Origin of the sequence: Desulfosceptrum tomskiensis (genome assembly GCF_049818055.1) — a bacterium.
Taxonomy (GTDB): Bacteria; Bacillota; Desulfotomaculia; order Desulfotomaculales; family JASEER01; genus JBFLVT01.
This window is the reverse complement of sequence record NZ_CP187479.1, coordinates 2,249,998-2,270,000: the sequence shown is the minus strand read 5'-3', so window position 1 is coordinate 2,270,000 and position 20,003 is coordinate 2,249,998. Positions and strand designations below refer to the sequence as shown.

The following is a 20,003-nucleotide window of genomic DNA, read 5'->3' as shown; positions in this document are numbered from 1 at the left end:
CTTGTCCCTCCTCACCCTCTCCAGTTCAGACAAGTCCAGCTGTTGTTCGTGCACCCTGTCCATCTGTACCTCCAAAACAAGCTATAAGCACCAAGCCTTAAGCTGCAAAACAAGATGAAGGAATCGGCCCGGGCCGATTCCGATGATAAGTCTGACGTCCTAAAGTCTTCTGACGCCCGATGTTTAATGCTTAGCGCCTTTTTTACAGCGACGCGCGCTGAATGTCCAAGATCTTGTACTTGAGGACGCCCACCGGTACCTCCACCTCGACGATACTGCCGGTCGTTTTGCCCATAAGGGCCTTGCCCACGGGGGATTCGTTGGAAATCCTGTTGGCGCTCGGGTCGGACTCCATCGAGCCGACGATCGTGAACTCGAGTTCGCCGCCGTTGGTCTGGTCTTCCAGCCGCACCGTCGAACCGATGCTGACTTCCGCGGTATCGACGTCGGTGGCGTCGATGACCTTGGCGTTGCGCAGCATCTTTTCCAGCTCGATGATCTGGCCCTCAATGAAGGCCTGCTCGTTCTTGGCGTCCTCGTACTCGGAATTCTCGGAGATGTCTCCGAAATCTATGGCCTGCCGGATGCGGTCGGCTACCTCCCTGCGACGCACCGATTTCAAATGCTCCAATTGTTCCTCGAGTTTCTTCAGACCCGTAACGGTCAGGATGACTTCTTTTTCTTTCATATGACTAACCGCTCCTTCAAACCCAGTGCCTGATATCGCAACGCACTATGAACAATATGCAAAAGACAAAGTTTTAGGCACTGCATTTATGCCGCCCGCAGTGCCCCTCATTCCTGTTTTACTTTGCATCAATTATAATGACCGGCATGACCCTTGTCAAGAATACGGCGCGCTTGAGCGTTGGCCCTGATCTGTTCGATGGTCTGGGGCGTTACGGCGCGTTCGAAGCTGCGGAACCCGGCCAGCCTGAACCCGTGTTTGCGGGCGAGGCCGGCGATCTCCTCGACCTGGCGGACGGTAAGCTCCCGGCCTAAGGTGTAGCTTTCAAACCTCTTCTCAAGGGCCAGGATCATGGTTTCGGCCATGCAGGCGTAACACGTTTTCGGCGGAAAACCGAAGTTGAAGTGGAAATCCACGTCCCCCGGCGGAATAACCACTCCGCCCTCGATAACCAGGACGTCATCGCGTTTCTCCACCACACGGCGGGAAACGTCACGCGGGCGGGCCACGTCGCAGACCACGGCGCCGGTCTTCAAGTCTTCGGGCTCGATAATGGCGTCCACGGCGCTGGTAACAGTGATCACCACGTCGGCCCGGCGCAGGGCCGCTTTCAGGTCGGAGGTCACCCTTACCGCCAGTCCGCTGTCGTAGAGGATTTTCTGACCGAGCAGTTCCAGCTTGCCGGTGTCCCGGCCCACAATCGTGAGGCTCTTGGCTTCCCTGGCCAGGATCTGGGCGCAAACCGAGCCGATGGCGCCTGTAGCACCCACGACAACCACCTCCGCCTCTTCCATGCGGTGGCCCATCATCCCGGCGGCTTCCCTGGTGCCCTCGATGGCGGTGGCGACGGTATAGCTGTTCCCCGTAGTTACCGGTATATGCAGGCGCTTGGCGACAGAAATCCCGGCATCCCCCACCACCTTGGTAAAGGCTCCCAGGCCGAGAATTCTCGCCCCAAGACGCTCGGCCAGCCTGCCGGTCTGCACGACCTTTTCGAGGACGAACTCCTTGGGCAGGGTCATGATCTGGCGCGCGGTGAGGGGGCACCCGACCAGCCAGCCTTCGATCTCGTTGGCCGGGTCCGCCGCGGAGCGAATGCCGGTAATATGGCTTGTCTTAAGCGGCGGCAGCATGCTGATGCCTTTTTCGACCCAGCGCTGGGGCAGGTACCTGGCAAACTTAAACTTACGGGCAACGTCTTCTACAGATAAAGGGTGAATGACAAACGCAAAACGCTCCAAATACTTTTAGCCTCCCAAATCAGTCACCGGTTAGGTTATGCAAAAAGCGGGCAGACTTAATCAATTCTATATCTATTTCCAACTTCTAGGCAAGAGTCGCCTTTCTCAATCTTGTACCGGCAAAACAAATTTATAGGAGCGCCTCGATCATTGCGCGAAGTTGCTCGGCGCTATCGGCCCGGTGCAGCTGCACCCTGAGGCGGGCCGCGCCGCGCAGGCCGCGGCTGTACCAGGCGGCATGCTTGCGCATCTGCAAGACGGCCGTTTTTTCTCCTTTGTAGAGCATCAGGAGATCCAGGTGGCGGAGGGCCATAGCCACCCGTTCCTCCGCCGGCGGAGGCGGCAGCAGTTCCCCGGCGGCCAGGTAGTGGACGGCCTCCCGGTAGATCCAGGGGTACCCCCGCGCCGCCCGCCCGATCATGACCCCGTCGCAGCCCGTCTCGTCCAGCATGCGCCGGGCGTCTACCGCCGTCCAGACGTCGCCGTTGCCGATCACCGGCACGTCCACCGCTTCCTTGACCGCCCGGATGACGCCCCAGTCGGCGCGGCCGCTGTAGAACTCGCTCCGGTAGCGGCCGTGCACGGTGACCGCCGACGCCCCCGCCTCCGCCACGGCGCCGGCCACCTCCACCGCGTCCGGGGAATCCGGGTCCCAGCCCCGGCGCATCTTTACGGTGACCGGCAGCGGGACGGCGTCGATCACCGCGGCGACGATGTCCGCGGCCAGGCGCGGGTCCCGCATCAAGGCCGCCCCTTCACCGTTCTTGACGATCTTCGGCGTCGGGCACCCCATGTTCAGGTCGATGATGTCAGCGCCTGCCTGAGCCGCAAGGCGGGCGGCCAGGGCCAGGTCGTGCGGCCGCGAGCCGAAGAGCTGCACGGCGATGGGGTGCTCGCCCTCGATGTCCAGCATCTCCAGGGTCTTGCGGCTGCCGAACAGGAGGGCCTGGTCGGAGATCATCTCCGTAAAGGTTAAAGCGCAGCCCATTTCCCGGGCCAGCAGGCGAAAGGCCTTGTCGGTGACGCCGGCCATGGGCGCGGCCACCACGGGGTTTTCCAGAACCAAGGGACCGATATGCAACCGTTTCACCGCCTGCAATCACTTTAGTATTCTTTCTTTTCCCGAATTAAAACAGAAAATCCTCCACTCGCCGGTAAGCTCGTCCCATTTCGGCCTTTGCCTTATAACACTCATATCCGCGAGATCCCATGAAAAGATTGCTCTTGTCAACCGGTTTGCCAAGAACCTTCGCTATCTTAACTCACTTTTGGGAGGCAAATCCTAGATGGGAATGGCCGAAGATGCCAAGACCCGCGCCATTGAAGCTCGAAATAGGCTCGGAGTCAGCGCCAATGAGTCAGTAAATATCCTGAACATCCTCCGCAGCATTCTAAACGTCTCGATCATTGGTCGTCCTTTGGCCTCTAACGTTTCCGGGCTTTTTGTGCAGAACAATGATGTACGAATCATCCTTATCAATACTAATCGTAGCCGTGGCCACCAGCATTTCACCGCTGCCCACGAATTGTGCCATCTACTCTATCACGAAGCTCTTACCGGGCAGATTTGCGAAATAGGCTTGCACAACCCTAAATCTCCCATTGAAAAAGAGGCAGATTTGTTCGCATGTCACTTTTTGGCTCCCGACCAAGCAATAGACTACCTACTTAACAAGCGCCAAAAACCGTCCAGACCGGTTTCCCTTGCCGACTGCGTTTTTCTGGAGCAGTATTTCGGCATCAGTCACCAAGCAATGCTCATCCGCCTGCAACAAATGGGTAAAATCTCCAACCATCAAGCGGAACAATGGAAAGACGGGATTACCCGTGTGGCAAGAGAATTAGGCTACGATACCAGTCTGTACAAAACCACTGCTGACTACTGGGTAATGTCGGATTATGCCGAGAAAGCGCGGGAGGCTCTCGACCGGGACCTGATCTCACGAGGGAAATACGAAGAGTTGCTTCTGGAAGCCGGACTGGAAGACGTCCTGTTCGGCGGGGAGACCGAAGATGACTAGCCTTCGATACCCTGTCGTCTTTGATAATGACTGCCTGGCATCATTTCTGTGGGTCCCCAACATTATTACGGCTTACGAAGGCGAACAAATCTGGCAGGAAATGAAGAACAAGAAGCGTCTTCTTCCGGACTACGACTTCCAAGAAGTAATCCGCCGCCAACAAGAAGGTCTACATAGGTGACAAAAGAACACGACCCTTGTCCGCCAAAAACAAGGAACACTAACAACAAACATTGTGGAATTGGCGGCTGGCCCATGTTCAATGGGCGGCCGCCTTGCTTTGCCCTGGTTTTGAATAATTCGGAAAGCTTAAAGGGTGGCTCAACCCGGCCCTGCGGTACGGAGTCCTGCGAACCTAAGCCAGACCTCTGTCCGTAACGGTAGGAAGGATACCGACCCTCCGTCAATTTATGTCCCAATGCCCAGTGCTCAATGCGCAGTGCTATTGTTTATTACGTTCGTATATAATCCGCAGGCCTTTGAGCGTCAGGAAGGGGTCGACATGCTGGATGGCGGCGCTCTCGCCGGCGATCAGCTCGGCCTCTCCCCCGGTGGCCAGCACTGTCGCCGCACCGCCCAGTTCGGCCCGCATCAAGTTGACGATGTTGTCCACCAGGCCGGCAAAGCCGAAGACGATCCCGGCCTGCATGCTGTGTACGGTATTCCGCCCGATAACCGCCGGGGGCCGTACCAGTTCCACCCTCGGCAGGCGCGCCGCCCGCGCGAACAGTGCCTCGCACGAAATCCCGATGCCCGGGGCGATCACCCCGCCAAGGTATTCCCCCCTGGCGGAAACGGCGTCAAAGGTGGTGGCCGTCCCGAAGTCGACGATCACCAGCGGGGCGCCGTACTCCGCCAGGCCGGCGACGGCGTTGACGATGCGGTCCGCGCCCACGTCGCGGGGGTTTTCGTACTTGATCGGCACGCCGGTCTTCAGGCCCGGGCCCACGACGAGGGGGTCGCACGCGAAATACTTGCGGCAGGCCATTTCCAGCATAGGGTTGACCGGGGGTACCACCGAAGAAACGGCGACCGCCTTAACGTCCGCCGGTGCAAAGCCCCTGTCAAGCAGAAGCTGTTTCAACAGCAGGCCGAACTCGTCGACCGTCCAGCTTCGCCGGGTCGAAACCCGCCAGTGGGCGGCCAGTCTTTCTCCTTCGTAAAGCCCCAAAACGATATTGGTGTTCCCGACGTCCAAAGTCAGTAACAAGAATGGCTCCCCTCCACTTAAGTCAGCCCGAGCTCCACCAGGATGGATCCCCTCGGGACCGGAAATTCAGGATGGATCCCCTCTCGGGACCGGAAATTAATGAATTACGCCTAAACGGAAGGGCTCCTGTCCTGGCCCTATAGCAGTAGATTTCCTTCATCCTTCTTGGGGCTGGGCGATTTCAGCGAAGATATCCCCGGAGAGCACCCGCCGAACCATTCCAGGAGCGCGTTCAACCAGCAGGGCGCCGTGGTCGTCAACGTCTATGGCCGTACCCAGCCACTCTCCCTGGGCGTCGATAACCCTCACCTGTTTCCCCAAGGATTCCTGCCACTCCCGCCACGCGGCAATCACTGGAGCAAACCCTTCACGCAACCAGCGGTTATACCATTCTTCCAGGGCCTCCAGGACAGACGCTAAGACATCAAGCCGCGAAACCCTTCTCCCCAGGTGGGCCGCTAGACTGCTAGAGTTGCTCCTCAACGACGCGGGAAAATCGTCGAGGTCTACATTAACATTGATGCCGATGCCGAGCACGAGATGGTTAACCCGGTCGGCCTCGGCGCTGAGTTCGAGCAGGATGCCGCCGACTTTGCGGTCCTGCAGTAAGATATCGTTCGGCCATTTGATACGCGGTCGAATGCCGGGGAGGGATGAAAGGGCCTCGGCGCACGCCACGCCAGCCAGGAAGTTCGCACCGGCCACCCCCGAGGGGTGGATGGCGGGACGGAGAACAAGCGAAAACCACAGCCCCCCCGCAGGGGACGACCAGGACCGGCCCATTCGCCCCCGTCCTTTGGCCTGCCGCTCAGCGACCACCAGGGTACCTTCCGGCGCGCCCTGAGCGGCCAGTTCCCTGGCCACGTCATTGGTCGACCCGGTTTCCTCCAGGTAGTGATAATAGCGGCCGAAAACCCGCGTCCTCAAGGCGGCTTGAACCTCGGCCGGCAACAGCAGGTCCGGGGCCTCCACGAAGCGGTAACCAAGCCTAGGGGCGGCTTCGATCACGTAGCCGTCCCGGCGCAAAGCCTCGATATGCTTCCAGACGGCAGCCCGGGAAACCCCCAATCGTCGTGAGATTTCGGCCCCGGAAATGTAATCTCCCTTTTGCTTTAGAAGATTGAGAATCTGCGTCTTCACCTTGTCCCCTTCAAAGTGCACAATCTCGCGCCTAAAGCACTGGGCATCGGGTGCTGGGCTTTGGGGTCGGGGATTAACCTTAATCCTTAAACCGGCCTTCCCGACCCGTCACCGTACCCTGTTAGCGACATTGTTGCCATAGGTTAGATGTGATAAACAACCGTTTCCACCAGCGTCTTGAAGTAACTGATAAAAGTTGTCCCAGTGCTCTGTGCTCAGCACTTAATGCTCATTTGTACGTCCAAGCTGATATCCAAGGCCTTGACCGAATGCGTCAGGGCCCCCACGGAGATCAGGTCGACGCCCGCGGCGGCGACGTCCCGGATGGTGCTTTCGGTGATCCCGCCCGAGGCCTCGAACAGGCACCGTCCCCGGCCGATGCGCACGGCTTCGGCCATCAACGCCGGCGGCATGTTGTCCAGCAGGATGACGTCGGCCCCGACTTCCAGGGCCTCCGCGACGCCGGCCAGGTCTTCGACTTCGACCTCGATCTTCAACGTATGCGGGCAGGTCGCCCTGGCCTTTTGCACCGCCGCCCTGATCCCGCCGGCCACGGCGATGTGGTTGTCCTTGATCAGGACACCGTCGTAGAGGCCAAACCGGTGGTTGAACCCGCCCCCGACACGCACGGCGTATTTCTCCAGGGCCCTTAGGCCCGGCGTCGTCTTGCGCGTGTCCACGACCCGGACGTTGAATTCCCGGACCATCTCCACCAAGGCGCGGGTCCTCGTGGCGATCCCCGACATGTGGCGCAAGAGATTCAGGGCCAGGCGCTCGCCGGCCAGGATGGGCCGCGCCCTTCCGCTGACCAGAGCCGGGACCGTTCCCGGGAACACCCGCTCGCCGTCCTGCACGGCGGCGGTCACGACGACATCGCTGTCCAGGCAGGAAAACACCAGAGGAAGCAGCCCCAGACCCGCCACCACCCCCTCTTCCTTGCAGATAAACCGCCCCGTCGCGACGGCATCTTCGGGAATGACCGCCTGCGAGGTGATGTCGCCGGGCCCGATGTCCTCGGCCAGCCACTGTTCGATCTGCGCCCTGCTTACCAGCTCCACGTCACTGCCTCCGAAAACTCAGGTGCTTCTCCCACCGTTCCCGGCGTTCCGGGAAATCGGTCCTGAAATGGGCGCCGCGGGACTCGGTCCGGCACATGGCCGCCTCGGCGATGAGGTGGCCGACCTCGAGCATGTTCCGCACCTCCAGGGCCTCCGGCCCGGCAGTCCGGCAGTGGCGTAAAAACTGCCAGCGGTCGAAGAAAGCCAGGGCTTTAGCCAGCCCCTCGGCCGAACGCAAGGGACCGACATATTCCTGCATTATCTGCTGAAGTTCTGATTTCAAGGCCTGGTAGTCGGTCTCGTCGTCGCGCAAATCGCGGCAGGCAAAAGACGGACGCGCTAACGTTGTCTCGTTCTTGCGGCTCATAACCGCCCTGGCGATACGACCGCCGAAAACCAGGCCGTCGAGCAGAGAATTGGAAGCCAGGCGGTTAGCGCCGTGGATGCCGGCCGAGGCCACTTCCCCGCAGGCATACAGGCCGTTGATGCAGGTCTGCCCGTCCAGGCCGGTTTTAACACCGCCCATCATGTAGTGGGCCGCCGGCGCAACCGGGATCAAGTCGCAGGCTACGTCAACCCCGTAGGTCTTGCACGTCCTGCTGATCGTGGGAAAGCGATGCTCGACCTGTCCGGGCGGCAGGTGGGAAACGTCCAGGTACACGTGATCCGCACCTGTTTTCTCCATCTCCTTTAGGATGGCGCGGGTGACGACGTCCCGGGGAGCCAGCTCGGCCAGGGGATGGTAGCCGGGCATAAACCTTTCGCCGGCGGTGTTACGCAGGAGGCCGCCCTCGCCGCGCACCGCCTCGGAAATGAGGAAGGAAGGCGCGCCCGGAAGGGCCAGTACGGTAGGGTGGAACTGCACGAATTCGAGGTCGCTCAGCTCGGCTCCGGCCCGGTAGCCTAGGGCCATCCCGTCGCCGGTGACGACCTGGGGGTTGGTCGTGCGGCGGTACAGTTGACCAGCCCCGCCGGTGGCCAGGATGACGGCCCTGGCCCAGAATACGACCAGCCTGTTCCGGTCTTCCTGCAGGACCAGCGCGCCGTAGCACCGCCCGTCCTTAACAAGGAGATCCACGGCGAAATGCCACTCCAAGATCGGGACCCCGATGTCGTGGGCCTGGAACGACAGCACCCTCTGTAACTCGGCGCCCGTGGCGTCCCCGCTGGCGTGGAGGATGCGCCGCTGGCTGTGGGCCCCTTCACGGGTGAGGGCGAAATCGCCGTTCGCCCGATCGAACCTGGCGCCCAGCGAAACCAGTTCCCTGACCCGCTCCGGCCCTTCGGTAACCAGGACGTGGACAGCCTCTTCGTCGCAGAGTCCCGCGCCGGCTCCGAGGGTATCCTGCTCATGCAGCAAGGGGGAGTCGCTGGCGCTGATCGCCGCCGCGATTCCCCCTTGCGCACGCTCGGTGCTGGTATCCTCCACCATCCGCTTGGTGATAACCAGGACGTCGCCCCCGGCCTTGGCGATGGTGTAGGCCGTATACAGCCCCGCGATACCGCTCCCGATCACCAGGTACTCAACCTCGTACTGGAGCAGCTCCCGGCTGTCGAAATTAACAAGGTAACGAGGCGCCACGCTGTGTCACTCCCAAGATGCATTGGGCATTGGCATTGAGCGTTGGGTATTGGGCATTGAGATACTTATTGGGCATTGAGATACTTTAGGATGGGATTCGGTATAACCGAATCCCTTTCCAATATTTATCCCAGCGCCCAGTGCTCATTGCCATTATGTAATTGCCAGCATCCGCTCGAGAGCCTTCATCGCTCTCTGTTGCGTTTCAGGTTCGACCGTCACCGTCGGGGTAAGGGTTTCAAGAGACCACGCCAGCTTTTCCAGCGTCGTGAACTTCATAGTCTCGCAAACCAAGGCGGGCGAGGCGAGGTAAAACTCCTTGCCCGGGCAGGTGCGCCGCATTTGGTGCAGCAGTCCCTCTTCAGTGCAGACGATGAACTCCCGGGCGGCCGATTCGCGGGCGAACCGGAGCATCCCCGAAGTGCTGGCGACGTGGTCGGCCAGGGCGATGACGTTCAGCTGGCACTCGGGGTGGGCGAGGATCTTGGCGTCAGGATGCTCATCCTTCGCCTCCAGCACGTCTTCGGGACGCAAATTATGATGGACGGGACAATAGCCGGGCCAGAGGTGCATCTTCCTCCCCGTGACCTGCTCGGCGTACCGCCCCAGGTTGGCGTCGGGGACGAAAAGGATCTCCTGCTCCTGCGGTATGGAACTGACGACCTTAACCACGTTGGCCGAGGTGCAGCAGATGTCGCTTTCGGCCTTGACCGCAGCCGAGGTGTTAACGTACGAAACCACGAGGACCCCTGGCAGATCCTGTTTCCTGGCGCGGAGTTTCTCGGCCGTGACCATGTCGGCCATCGGACATCCAGCCGACAGTTCCGGCAGCAGGACGGTTTTGTCGGGGGAAAGGATAGCCGCGCTCTCGGCCATGAAGTGCACACCGCAAAAAACGATGACGTCGGCGTCCGTTCCGGCGGCCTTGCTGGACAGTTCCAGGGAGTCGCCGACGAAGTCGGCGATGTCCTGTACCTCGGGCCGCTGGTAATAGTGGCTAAGAATAACCGCGTTGCGCTGCTTCTTCAGCTCCTGGATCCGTTCAACTAACTCCTTACCGTGAGCCACGCTTTCTCCCCCAGTATACATGCTTAAAGCGCCTGCCCGGTTCCGAAGGCTACCGGCGCAAAAGCCAAAAACAAACAGAAAATCCGGTTTCCCGGTTAAGTGTTATGCTAATTCTAATGTTTCAAAGGAATTATTGTCAAGGCAAGGCGCGGCGGTGAGCGCCGCGCCTGGAGTCCTTCCAACCCTATACCCTACACCTTACATCCTATACCCCGCGCTAGCTGGTCATGCCGCCCTGGCCGTAGGGGAACTGGCTGCCGGCGTAGCTCTGGAACTTCTGGTGGGTATCGGCGATCTTCTGGGGTTCTTCTCCTTCGAGCGTGTACCAGCCTTTTTGAAACATCAGGTTGAAGATGTCCCGCGTATTCTGGTGGGTCTCAATTAGCGCCCGCATCACGTCATTGTGCAGGGAACGGTGGCTGGCCTCGCGGGCGAATACGTTCAGGTTGTCGGTAAGGTACTTTTCCGTGGCCAGGAGGTCGTTGACACGGTCCCTGTTGTTCAGATTCGGGCCCTTAACCTGCAGCTCGTTGGGGGACTTGGGATTCTTGATGATGTTTTGCTGTTGCTGTTGCACAAGTCTTCCCTCCTCTACGACGTAAAGTGCTGGCCGACGGTCTGGGCCGGCTGCTGGGCCATAAACTGCTGTCCCTGCTGGACCTGCGCCTGGAACTGTTGCTGTTGCTGCTGCTGTTGTTGCCGTTGGGCGTACTGCTGGAGCAGTTGCTGCTGCTGCATGGGCTGCAGGTGATTCAACAGCATCTGGTAGTGCATCTGGTGCATGCGGCCGGTCTTGTCCAGGGCCTGCTTCACGTCGGAATCGTTGCATTCTTGCGCAAAATGACGGCACTTCTTGATGGCTGTCAACAGCCAGGACATAGCGTCCTTCAGGTACAGGTGATCCTTCGTGGAAAGAACCATCGGAGGCTCGGGCATGACCTGTCCCTGGGCCTGCATTTGTCCAAACGTTTGGGCTTGGTAGTGTTGCACTGCTGTTCCTCCCTTACTAAGATTTCTATCTTAGTTTGCCGGAGGAAGTAGTAACTTATGTATCCATCCAGCCGGTTTGGGACTCTTGAAAAACTTCGCCTCAGTGTTTTATACGGGCCTGTTCTTTTCGTCCACCAGGACCACACGCGGTTGGTAATTCCGGGCCTCGTCCTCGTCCATCAGGGCGTAAGCCATGATGATCACCGGGTCCCCGGGAAGCCCCAGGCGCGCCGCAGCCCCGTTGAGGGTAACGGTTCCGGAATTTCGCGGGCCTGGAATAACGTAGGTTTCAAAACGCTCGCCGTTAGCAAGATTGACAACCTGCACCTTTTCGTGGACAAAGATGCCTGCCGCGTCCAGGAGTTCTTCATCTATGGTGATGCTCCCGGTATACGACAGGTTTACGTCGGTAATCACGGCCCGGTGAATTTTAGCCTTAAGCATAGCGAGCAGCATTACCAGCCACCCCCCCCTTAGACTCTTACGATCAGGTTGTCGATCAGCCTGGCCCGGCCGAAATGGGCGGCGACGGCCAGGATGACCTCCCCCGACAGCACGGGCTTCGCTGCAAGGTCCGGGAGGGCGCGGACCTCGGCGTAATCCAGGCGCGCCAGCGGCTCACTTGCTATGCTTTCCGCCAGGAAGCTCTCTATCTTCCCGGCGTCGTGCTCGCCGCCGGCGATCAGGTTCTCCGCCCGCTTCAAGCTCCGGTAGAGGACGACGGCCGCCCTCCTTTCCTCCGGCGTGAGGTAGACGTTTCGTGAGCTCATGGCCAGGCCGTCGGGCTCGCGCACGATGGGGCACGGGACGATGGTCACCGGGAAGTTAAGGTCCTGTACCATCCTGCGAATGACCTGAAGCTGCTGGGCATCCTTCTGACCGAAGAAGGCCGCGTCGGGCTGGACGATGTTGAAAAGCTTGGCGACCACGGTGGCCACGCCCCGGAAGTGCCCGGGCCGCTTTGCCCCGCACAGGCCTTCGCTGATCTTCTCCACCTCGACGCAGGCCAGTTGCCGTTCAGGGTACATCTCCTGCACGCCGGGGGCGAAGACCAGGTCGACGCCGACGCCCTCGGCCATAGCCAGGTCCCGCGGCAGATCCCGCGGATAGGCGTCCAGGTCTTCCCGCGGGCCGAACTGCAGGGGATTGACGAAAATGCTGACCACCACCGTGGCGCAGGTCTCCCTGGCCGCCCGCATCAGGGAAAGGTGCCCCTCGTGGAAGAAACCCATCGTCGGTACGAGCCCAACCGGGCGTTGTGACTCTTGAACAACCTTCCTCACTTCGGAAACGGTAGAAAGAACTCGCAATCCGATCCCTCCTTCTCGGGCTCGTGCCGACGGTGCTAAGCGTTCAGCATTCGGCATTCGGAATCTGAAAGCTGAGTGCTGAACGCGAGGAACTGGAGAAGCTATTTCAATAGCTTCTCCAGTTCCTCTTCGGGCATTTCGAAGCCATGTTCCGGGCCGGGGAAGACCCCTTCCCGCACCTCGGCCGCATAGGCCCCGATGGCCGCGGCCATCTGCTGTCCCAGGGCGGCGTAACGCTTCACGAACCTGGGCTTGAAGTCCCCGGTAAGGCCCAGGAGGTCATGGGTGACCAGGACCTGCCCGTCGCAGAAGGGCCCGGCCCCGATACCGATGGTCGGTACCGCCAGGGATGCGGTGACCAGCCTGGCCAGGGAAGAAGGCACGCACTCCAGGACAAGGGCAAAAATACCCGCCTCCACCAGGGCGCGGGCGTCGTCCAGCAACTGGCAGGCGGCCGCCGCATCCCTGGCCTGAACCTTGAAGCCCCCTAGCTGGTAGACCGACTGGGGAGTCAGCCCGAGGTGGCCCATCACCGGAATGCCCGCTCCGACAAGGGCGCGGACGGTCTCGACGACCTGGTGGCCCCCCTCCAGCTTCACGGCGTGCGCCCCGCCTTCCTGCATCAAACGCCCGGCGTTGCGCAAGGCCTCCTCCCGGGACACGTGATAAGAAAGGAACGGCAGGTCGGCCACCACCATCGCCCTCCTGGCCGCACGGACCACGGCCTTGCAGTGATGGACGATATCGTCCACCGTCACGGGAATGGTCGTCTCGTAGCCCAGGACGACGTTGCCGACCGAGTCGCCCACCAGGATAAGGTCAATGCCCGCCCCGTCTACTATGCGGGCCGTCGGGAAGTCGTAGGCCGTCAGCATCGTGATCCGCCGCCCGTCCTGCTTCATCCGGCGCAGCGACGCCGTGGTCACCCGGGAAACCGTCATCTGCCGTCACCCCTTTTAAAAGATTAACCATTTTTATCGACCGCAGGGCGTCCAGGCCGCCTCCCGCGCGGGCGAGTTCGACGGCGTACAGGCCCAGGTGGCCGTAAAGCCTGGCGGCTTCCGGGACGATGCCGCTCATGGCGCGCGCGTGCCGGGCCACGGTCCCCGTATCGCCCCGGGCGATCGGTCCCGTGAGCGCGCTGGGCAGGTCCATCTCCCCGGCATTGGCCAGGGTGCCCTCCGCCAGGCGCAAAAGCGCCCGCCGGCCCTGTTCCGCGTCTACGCCGGCGCTCTCGATGAGCGTCCGGGCCAGGTGCAGCAGCACCACCAAGTAGTTGGAGGCCACGCACGCGGCCGCGTGGTAAAGGGCCTTGTCGCAGCCGTCCAGCGGGAGGACGCGCCCGCCCAGCAAAGAAACCATCTCCCGCACCGCTGCCACGGCTTTGGGGTCGCCCTCGACGCCGTAGTAACAGCCGTACAGGCGCTCCACGTCGTCAAGCCGGGCGAACGACTGCACCGGGTGCATCGAAGCTGCCGCAGCCCCCTGCCCGCGCACCGCGTCCAGCGCGCCGGACGGAAGCGCCCCGCTGGTGTGAATGACGACGTGCCCCGGACGGACGGCGCCCGACCGGGCCAATTTTCTCCCGACACGGCCGACGGCCCTGTCGGGCACGGCAATAATAAGCACTTCAGCCCCGGCAGCCGCGTCGGACAGGGTGGCACAGGGACGGCAGCCGATCAGGAACGCCAGCCTGCCCGCCGACGCCGGGCTGCGGGAAGCGACGCCCGTTACGGCGCACCCGGCCCGGGAGAGCCCCAGGGCCAAGGCCGAACCCACCTTGCCGGCACCAATTACGGCGATACGTTTATCTATCAAGTTCACACTTCCTTTCAACCTACCCTCCCCTTACATCTTGGGGGAAAAACCAATGGGTAGGTCACCATTCTTGCAACTCATCTGTTACTCTAATACCCGATACCCATACCTAATACCATAAAGCCGGATACTCGATGCGGCGGTATGACAGCTCTAGATCACCCTTATGAAAAACTGAAAAGCCTCAGACAGAGTCCAAGGCTTTATATACGGCCCGTCTCGGTCCTCACGGCTCCAAGCGGCAAAACTCTCTTCGGTTGTTACGGACACCGGCGAAAACAACGGTGTGGCTCCTTTGGGATGCCACCTTATAAACGATATTACCATGCCAAGCAAGGTCTTACAATAATCAAAAAGCTTCTGCTCCGGCGATGTTTCTACCTTAGGCATTCAGCTTTAAGCTTTCGGACTCCCGGCACTCAACACACTATACCTCGTAGAAGGCCACGCCGACCAGGCCGGGCCCCGCATGCACCACCATCGACGGGCCGATCTGGCCGAACACCATCTCCTGCACCTGCAGCCCGCTGTTCAGGATGCCCTTGCACAGCTCCTGCCCGTCCTTGAGGGCGGCGCCGTGCATCACGGCGACGACGATCTTTTTACCGCCCGCCTTTTCGCGCACGATGTCGACCAGCCTGGCCAGGGCCTTGTGCCATCCGCGGACCTTCGCGTAGGTATAATACTTGCCCTCGGCGCCGATGGAAATGATGGGCTTGACATCCAGGATGCCGCCCACCGCCGCCTGGACGTACCCGATCCTACCGTTGCGCCGCAGGTACTCGAGAGTCCTGACGATAAAGAAAACTCTCATGCGCTCCCGCAGCGACCTCACCCTTTCCACAACCTCTTCAAAGCCCAGGCCGCGCCTGATCAGGGCGCCCGCCTCGCGGACCAGAAAACCCAGAGCCATGGAAACCGCCCTGGAATCGATGACTTCGACCTTTAAGCTCTGTTGTATCTGCTCGCTGACCATCTTGACCACGTCGCGCGTTCCGCTCAACCCGCTGGAAAGATGGATGGCGATGGCGTGGGTGAACCCCTCCCTGACCAGTTCGTTAAGTACTTCGGCCACTTTCCCGGGAGAGGGCATCGAGGTCTTAGGCCTCTCCTCGTCGAGTGTGGCGTACACCTCGTCCGGGGAAATATCGAGGCGGTCGTCGTACGAACGGTCGGGGTAGAGGATTTTGAGCGGCAGAATCCGGATATCGTACTCCTTCAGGACCTCGTCGGGCAGGTCGCAGGTGCTGTCGGTGATCAGCGCGATCTTCTCGTTCGTCAAGGGACCGCCCCTCTCATTGTTACTGGAAAATCTTTTTGCCTTCGACAAAATATCATATTCACCTGCACACATTCATTTGGTTTCCTGAATAAACTCCAGTCTTTCGCCGTCAGGGCCGGTAAAAAATTTTGACTTCCAGGCTTCACGAAACTGCCCTAAAATCGTCAGTACAGTAAATTCTAAATCCTGACCCCCTCGATCTAGATTCGAGGTCGATTCCCCAACGTCCTATCCGTTAAACTATCTCTAAAGCCTTGGTTTACAAGGAGATCCCCGATCTCCTGTGGTATTACCCAGTACCCAACGTTTCGGGGAAAGGCCTCTCAACGCCAGCAACTCGATTGCCTGCATTGGAGTTGCCTTCCCCGAGCTTAATGTGGCGTTATGATCCATAGAAGGGTCGTGCTTCGAGCACCGTTGCTGGATAGGGCTGATCATTGACCACAACACCACGTTGGGACTACTTGGGAAAGGAGTTGCCATTATCAGTGATCTTCGCCGGTATCGACTGGGCAGACGCTACCCACCAGGTGGTGGTAATTGACGACAAAGCAAGGATGCTAGCTGATTTTTCGGTCAAACATTCCCGTCCGGGGCTTGATGAGTTGGGTCGTAAACTTCTCAAGCTAGCCGGCCAAGATCTCGCAAATGTTGCTTGTATCGTTGAAACAAGTCAAGGTCTTCTTATCCAATATCTCTTGGAACATGGCTTTGCCGTCTATCCGGTTAACCCCAAGCTGGTCGATCATCGGCGCAAACCATCCGGGGCAAAAAGTGACCCGCTTGATGCGCGTCTGCTGGCCGATATTGGCCGAGCTGAACTACCTTACTTACGCCAGCTTCGGCCCGATAGCGCGATCATTGAAGAACTCAAGATGCTAACCCGGGACCAGGATGACCTGATCCAGGAGAGAACCCGTCTCACTAACAAGCTAATCGCTTGTTTAAAACTCTATTACCCTGTGGCTTTGGACCTGTTCTCTCACGCTAATACTCCTATCTTTTTGGACTTTTTGCAGGCCTATCCAACCTTAGAAAAAGCCCTAGAAGCATCGGTACCAGAAATCGCTGTCTTTCTAAAGACCCACAAGCATCCTCAGCCCAACAAGACTGCTGTGGCGATTTGGACGAAACTCCACGAGCCTCAATTGGAGGCTAATGCGGCCACTACACGGGCGAAGGCGCGGCTGATGCTGTCCTTGGTCACCCGACTCAAGAACTTGCAGGCCGATATTAAGGGTTATGACCAGGACATTCAAGATCTTTTTCAGAGCCACTCCGACTACAAGATCTTTGCCAGCCTTCCCGGAGCGGGAGTAAGGGTGGCGCCACGGCTCCTGGCGGAGTGGGGTGATGATCGGAGCCGTTATCCCGGTCTACCGGCCGTACAGGCCCTAGCGGGTACAACACCGGTTCTGTTTCAAAGCGGCAAGTATGCTTATGCCCGTCCGCGAAAATCCTGTGTTAAACCCTTTAGGAACGTGATGTACCAACTGGCGATGCAGAGTATCCGTTGGGTTTCCTGGGCACGTGAATACTATGATGCTAAACGCGCACAAGGTAAGGCTCACGCCACAGCCCTCAGATGTCTCGCAAGTGTCTGGATGCGTATTATCTATGCGATGTGGCTTAACAACACCCCCTATGATGAAGCTCTATTCCTGGCAGCCAAGGAGCGGCACGCCTTACGGGCGGCCTAATCAGGGTTATTAAAATTAGGTATTGACATAGAAGGTCCAATGCTCAGCGCTCAGTGCTCAATGCCCAGTTTCGCAAGCACTGCTTCCAGCGCGTCTCCGGCGTTGCCCTGAATGACGACGTCCGCCCGCTCGTCGTAAGGGGTCGGGTCGCGGTTGATGATGGCCAGGCGCCTGGCCAGCCGCGGCAGGTCGGCCACCGGGTAGACCTGCAGGCTGGACCCGACCACGAGCAGCAGCTGGCAGCCCGACAGCACCTGGGAGGCCACCCAGAAGTCCCGGCTCATGGCGTCCCCGAAAAGGACGACATCGGGGCGCAGGAGACCGCCGCAGCCGCACCGCGGAGGATTGATCCCCCCGTTATACTGCTCGGTAAGGTGGGCGAAGTCGTACTCCTTCTGGCATTTCAGGCAGTGACAGGTGCGCAGGTGGCCGTGCACCTCCCAGACGGTGGAGCCGGCATCCCTGTGCAGGCCATCAATGTTCTGGGTGATGACGCCGCGCAGCAGGCCGTGTTTTTCCAGCGCGGCCAGGGCTTGATGCGCCCGGTTTGGACGGGCCTCCCGGCAGGGCAGCCACCACTGCAGGTTAAACCGCCAGAAACGGGCGGGGTCCCTGTGGAAGGCCTCGATGCTGCATACCTCCGCCGGGTCGAACCTCTCCCAAAGGCCGGCCCCGCGCGAGCGAAAATCGGGGATCCCGCTCTCGGTGCTGACGCCCGCCCCCGTCAGGGCGAAGGCCGGTCCCGTCTCCTTTAGCAGCCGGGCCAGCGTTTCAATCCGGTGCACTGCTCTTTCCTCCATACCAATAGTTTGGCACGCGCCAACGTCCTGTATAGTTTCGGCACAAAGCAGCAAAGTCCTATCGGGCCGCCCGGGCCGCGTTACAGGCTTTTTAAGATAACCGGCGAGCCGCGGACCGTTCTCGACGCCCATAACGGAATGCTAATGTTTAAGATTTATCGAACAAGTTATCTCCTCCACCCCGAGATATTCCCTTACCCTGTCCCTCAGGCACTGCTGATATCCGCGGTACTCTTCCAGCAAAGTCTCAAGAGGTCTGACGTCGAAAAAAACACCTTTTGGGCCGCCCACGACCCGCAAGCTCCTTGGCAGGAGGTCCCCGGCACGGGACCATAAACCGGTGAACTCCTTATTGCACCGGTTAACCAGATCGAGGACCGCGAGGTATTCCCGGTAGGCCTCACAGAAGTCGGCGTCAAACTTCGCTGCGGGCAACCTGCAAAAATAGTCCCGGCACGTCTGCGGGCGCAGGGCCGCCGGAAGAATGCAGCCTGACGGGGTCCAGAGACCGCAGTGCAGGTCCATTCCCTGAAGGTCAACGACAACCAGCGGGGGATCGGCATAAAACTCGGCGGCGGCGAAGATGCCGAGCCACCCGGCTTCGGCCAGGGCCAGGATCGCGGGCAGGTCGAAGCGCGGCCGGTAGGCCCGGCAGCAGCGGGCCTTCCAGGACGAAGACATGGGACAGGCCTGGCGACACAAGGCAGAGGTTATCACCGGACGGCTGGAGAGACGGATATCCAGGCGGGCCGGTACAAGAGGCTCACCGCTGCCGCTTTTGCTCGGAGGCTTCTTCAACGGCACCCCTGCCACCAGCATACTTCTAAAAGTCCCTGACTGGCAACCATTTAATTCCAGGAAGACCCGCATAAATGCTGCAAAAAACAAAGGGGGATAGAACTCTCTCGCATAAGCCCATCCCCCGCTGGTTTGGCGCCAGCTTCTTACCTAGTGGTAAAATACCATCCTGCCGATGATTTTTGCTCCCGGCCTTTTAGCCAGGTGCGCGGTACGCGCGGAAAGAGAGTTGAAGAAAAGGCAGCCGTTGGTCGGGTCAACCCCGGCCAGGGCTTCCAGCGCGGCCTTGCGCGAAGTGCTGCTGGCGACGTGGCGGCTTACCAATCCCCTGCTTACCGGAGGGAACTGGCCTGGTTGGGACACGACCGCCCGCAGGTTGTCGGGGAACCGCTTGCTTTCAATCCTGTTCATCACCACGGCGCCCACGGCGACTTGCGCTTCGTAAGGCTGGCCGCCGGATTCGACCCCGATCAGCCTGGCCAGCAGGTCGACGTCGTTCCGGCTGACGCCCGGAACAGGCTTTACGCCGGCCTTGGAGGCGGCAACCATTGCCATGCCCGGAATAATCAGTTCTTGCCCGATTTTGATGCGGTGAGGGTTGGTCAGGCCGTTGGCCGCGGCGATAGCACGATAGCTAAGACCAAAAGAACAAGCGATCTCGGAAAGGGTTTCACCCGGCTTGACGATATAGACCCGGTCCCCGGAAGCCGTCGGGCCGTTTTCCGCAGCCGACGCCGGTCCCGGACAGGAGGCCATGCTGAACAAAGCGATCAACAGGGTTGCCATAAGCACACGCATCCGTTTACACAACAAACATTCTCACCCTCCTTGCATTGGAGTCACGCAAAAGCTTGCTTCTACAGCCGGTTCAACCCCGTTTTCCAAAACCCCTTTGGGGCGGAGGAACGGGCGGCAATGGCAAAGGGTACGTTAACTGAAAGTAATTCGACACGAAGTCTGCATTTCCTGCCTGGAATAGCTACAATTTTCACATGAGGGTTGAACTGCCTGATAAGGCAAAGGCTTAAAATAAACCCTGCAATTCCCCGCGCGACAAGTTCATCCGGTAACAATGTATGCCGAACCGCCGCCGAAATTGCCTGTTTAACGCCGTAAAACGCTCGACAAAATCGTTTTTCCGGGTAAATACCGACCCGGCGCGCTGCTGTGCCATCGCTTACCCGCCCATGGCAACGGATACCTGTGGGTGTTGGCTGTTGGCGGTCTGCCCCTTTTCTCCCGCGCCTGCCCGAACAGCCGGCAACCGGCGCGCCAGGCCTGTCCCCGGGCGCGCAAA

The 20,003-nt window shown here is 59.8% G+C and carries 22 protein-coding genes (1 of these 22 running past the window's edge); 3 read left to right on the top strand and 19 right to left on the bottom strand.

The features are described 5' to 3' along the window. The 4 genes from lysS to dusB form a co-directional block, all read right to left on the bottom strand. A protein-coding gene (gene lysS / locus ACPV0M_RS11545; RefSeq protein ID WP_425620777.1) for a lysine--tRNA ligase crosses the window boundary here: on the bottom strand, positions 1-63 show its start. The gene continues 1,446 nt to the left of window position 1, outside the view; the window shows 63 of its 1,509 coding nt (coding positions 1-63); the start codon lies at positions 61-63; the stop codon falls past the left edge of the window. A 139-nt stretch (positions 64-202) separates the two neighbouring features. Beyond that, complete coding sequence (gene greA / locus ACPV0M_RS11540; protein ID WP_425620776.1) at positions 203-688, bottom strand: transcription elongation factor GreA; 486 nt, start codon at positions 686-688, stop codon at positions 203-205. Positions 689-816: 128 nt separating this feature from the next. Then, positions 817-1,929, bottom strand: coding sequence for a shikimate dehydrogenase (locus ACPV0M_RS11535; RefSeq protein ID WP_425620775.1), 1,113 nt, complete (start codon positions 1,927-1,929; stop codon positions 817-819). Between the two features lie 130 nt (positions 1,930-2,059). Further along, positions 2,060-3,010, bottom strand: a complete 951-nt coding sequence (dusB, locus tag ACPV0M_RS11530; protein WP_425620774.1) for a tRNA dihydrouridine synthase DusB — start codon at positions 3,008-3,010, stop codon at positions 2,060-2,062. Between the two features lie 205 nt (positions 3,011-3,215). Here dusB and ACPV0M_RS11525 point away from each other — a divergent pair, with 205 nt between their 5' ends. Next, the gene (locus ACPV0M_RS11525) at positions 3,216-3,950 is read left to right on the top strand and encodes an ImmA/IrrE family metallo-endopeptidase (RefSeq protein WP_425620773.1); all 735 of its coding nucleotides are present in this window, start codon (positions 3,216-3,218) and stop codon (positions 3,948-3,950) included. Next, a complete protein-coding gene (locus tag ACPV0M_RS11520) occupies positions 3,943-4,131 on the top strand; it encodes a hypothetical protein (RefSeq protein WP_425620772.1) in 189 nt (62 codons plus the stop codon). The genes ACPV0M_RS11525 and ACPV0M_RS11520 overlap by 8 nt, the downstream gene beginning before the upstream one ends. Before the next feature lie 261 nt (positions 4,132-4,392). Here the strand turns inward: ACPV0M_RS11520 and ACPV0M_RS11515 are convergent, their stop codons facing one another. The 12 genes from ACPV0M_RS11515 to ACPV0M_RS11460 form a co-directional block, all read right to left on the bottom strand. Then, on the bottom strand, positions 4,393-5,160 hold the full coding sequence (locus tag ACPV0M_RS11515; protein WP_425620771.1) for a type III pantothenate kinase: 768 nt from the start codon (positions 5,158-5,160) through the stop codon (positions 4,393-4,395). Between the two features lie 156 nt (positions 5,161-5,316). Further along, positions 5,317-6,300, bottom strand: a complete 984-nt coding sequence (locus ACPV0M_RS11510; protein ID WP_425620770.1) for a biotin--[acetyl-CoA-carboxylase] ligase — start codon at positions 6,298-6,300, stop codon at positions 5,317-5,319. Positions 6,301-6,515: 215 nt separating this feature from the next. Beyond that, a complete protein-coding gene (nadC, locus tag ACPV0M_RS11505) occupies positions 6,516-7,358 on the bottom strand; it encodes a carboxylating nicotinate-nucleotide diphosphorylase (protein WP_425620769.1) in 843 nt (280 codons plus the stop codon). 1 nt (position 7,359) lies between these two features. Next, positions 7,360-8,940 carry an L-aspartate oxidase gene (gene nadB / locus ACPV0M_RS11500; protein WP_425620768.1) on the bottom strand — a complete coding sequence of 527 codons (1,581 nt, stop codon included), beginning with the start codon at positions 8,938-8,940 and terminating at the stop codon, positions 7,360-7,362. 153 nt (positions 8,941-9,093) lie between these two features. Next, positions 9,094-10,029 carry a quinolinate synthase NadA gene (nadA, locus tag ACPV0M_RS11495; protein WP_425620767.1) on the bottom strand — a complete coding sequence of 312 codons (936 nt, stop codon included), beginning with the start codon at positions 10,027-10,029 and terminating at the stop codon, positions 9,094-9,096. A gap of 196 nt (positions 10,030-10,225) precedes the next feature. After that, the gene (locus ACPV0M_RS11490; RefSeq protein ID WP_425620766.1) at positions 10,226-10,585 is read right to left on the bottom strand and encodes a spore coat protein; all 360 of its coding nucleotides are present in this window, start codon (positions 10,583-10,585) and stop codon (positions 10,226-10,228) included. Between the two features lie 14 nt (positions 10,586-10,599). Then, on the bottom strand, positions 10,600-10,998 hold the full coding sequence (locus tag ACPV0M_RS11485) for a hypothetical protein (protein WP_425620765.1): 399 nt from the start codon (positions 10,996-10,998) through the stop codon (positions 10,600-10,602). 108 nt (positions 10,999-11,106) lie between these two features. Beyond that, positions 11,107-11,454 (bottom strand): aspartate 1-decarboxylase, encoded by a 348-nt coding sequence (gene panD, locus ACPV0M_RS11480; RefSeq protein ID WP_425620764.1) that lies wholly within the window; start codon positions 11,452-11,454, stop codon positions 11,107-11,109. Between the two features lie 17 nt (positions 11,455-11,471). Beyond that, positions 11,472-12,308: a pantoate--beta-alanine ligase gene (panC, locus tag ACPV0M_RS11475; RefSeq protein WP_425620763.1), complete on the bottom strand. Its 837-nt coding sequence runs from the start codon at positions 12,306-12,308 to the stop codon at positions 11,472-11,474. 101 nt (positions 12,309-12,409) lie between these two features. Continuing rightward, positions 12,410-13,210, bottom strand: coding sequence for a 3-methyl-2-oxobutanoate hydroxymethyltransferase (gene panB / locus ACPV0M_RS11470; RefSeq protein ID WP_425622204.1), 801 nt, complete (start codon positions 13,208-13,210; stop codon positions 12,410-12,412). After that, positions 13,128-14,126, bottom strand: coding sequence for a Rossmann-like and DUF2520 domain-containing protein (locus tag ACPV0M_RS11465; protein WP_425620762.1), 999 nt, complete (start codon positions 14,124-14,126; stop codon positions 13,128-13,130). The genes panB and ACPV0M_RS11465 overlap by 83 nt, the downstream gene beginning before the upstream one ends. A 427-nt stretch (positions 14,127-14,553) precedes the next feature. Further along, on the bottom strand, positions 14,554-15,408 hold the full coding sequence (locus ACPV0M_RS11460) for a DegV family protein (protein WP_425620761.1): 855 nt from the start codon (positions 15,406-15,408) through the stop codon (positions 14,554-14,556). Positions 15,409-15,896: 488 nt separating this feature from the next. On the opposite strand from ACPV0M_RS11460, the gene ACPV0M_RS11455 reads away from it, so the two are divergent. After that, a complete protein-coding gene (locus ACPV0M_RS11455) occupies positions 15,897-17,108 on the top strand; it encodes an IS110 family transposase (RefSeq protein ID WP_425620304.1) in 1,212 nt (403 codons plus the stop codon). Between the two features lie 50 nt (positions 17,109-17,158). Here ACPV0M_RS11455 and ACPV0M_RS11450 read toward each other — a convergent pair whose 3' ends face one another. The 3 genes from ACPV0M_RS11450 to ACPV0M_RS11440 all read right to left on the bottom strand — a co-directional run bounded on the left by ACPV0M_RS11450 (position 17,159) and on the right by ACPV0M_RS11440 (position 19,519). Continuing rightward, positions 17,159-17,908, bottom strand: a complete 750-nt coding sequence (locus ACPV0M_RS11450) for an SIR2 family NAD-dependent protein deacylase (protein WP_425620760.1) — start codon at positions 17,906-17,908, stop codon at positions 17,159-17,161. Positions 17,909-18,049: 141 nt separating this feature from the next. Beyond that, positions 18,050-18,706, bottom strand: a complete 657-nt coding sequence (locus ACPV0M_RS11445) for a hypothetical protein (RefSeq protein ID WP_425620759.1) — start codon at positions 18,704-18,706, stop codon at positions 18,050-18,052. Between the two features lie 150 nt (positions 18,707-18,856). Continuing rightward, positions 18,857-19,519 (bottom strand): cell wall hydrolase, encoded by a 663-nt coding sequence (locus ACPV0M_RS11440; protein WP_425620758.1) that lies wholly within the window; start codon positions 19,517-19,519, stop codon positions 18,857-18,859. Positions 19,520-20,003 lie beyond the last annotated feature (484 nt).

Excerpts from the sequence above, each read along its gene's own strand:
- greA (WP_425620776.1), bottom strand. The coding sequence starts at position 688 with ATGAAAGAAAAAGAAGTCATCCTGACCGTTACGGGTCTGAAGAAACTC.
- ACPV0M_RS11520 (WP_425620772.1), top strand. The coding sequence starts at position 3,943 with ATGACTAGCCTTCGATACCCTGTCGTCTTTGATAATGACTGCCTGGCA.
- ACPV0M_RS11525 (WP_425620773.1), top strand. The coding sequence starts at position 3,216 with ATGGGAATGGCCGAAGATGCCAAGACCCGCGCCATTGAAGCTCGAAAT.
- ACPV0M_RS11450 (WP_425620760.1), bottom strand. The coding sequence starts at position 17,908 with ATGGAGGAAAGAGCAGTGCACCGGATTGAAACGCTGGCCCGGCTGCTA.
- panD (WP_425620764.1), bottom strand. The coding sequence starts at position 11,454 with ATGCTGCTCGCTATGCTTAAGGCTAAAATTCACCGGGCCGTGATTACC.
- panB (WP_425622204.1), bottom strand. The coding sequence starts at position 13,210 with ATGAAGCAGGACGGGCGGCGGATCACGATGCTGACGGCCTACGACTTC.
- nadA (WP_425620767.1), bottom strand. The coding sequence starts at position 10,029 with ATGTATACTGGGGGAGAAAGCGTGGCTCACGGTAAGGAGTTAGTTGAA.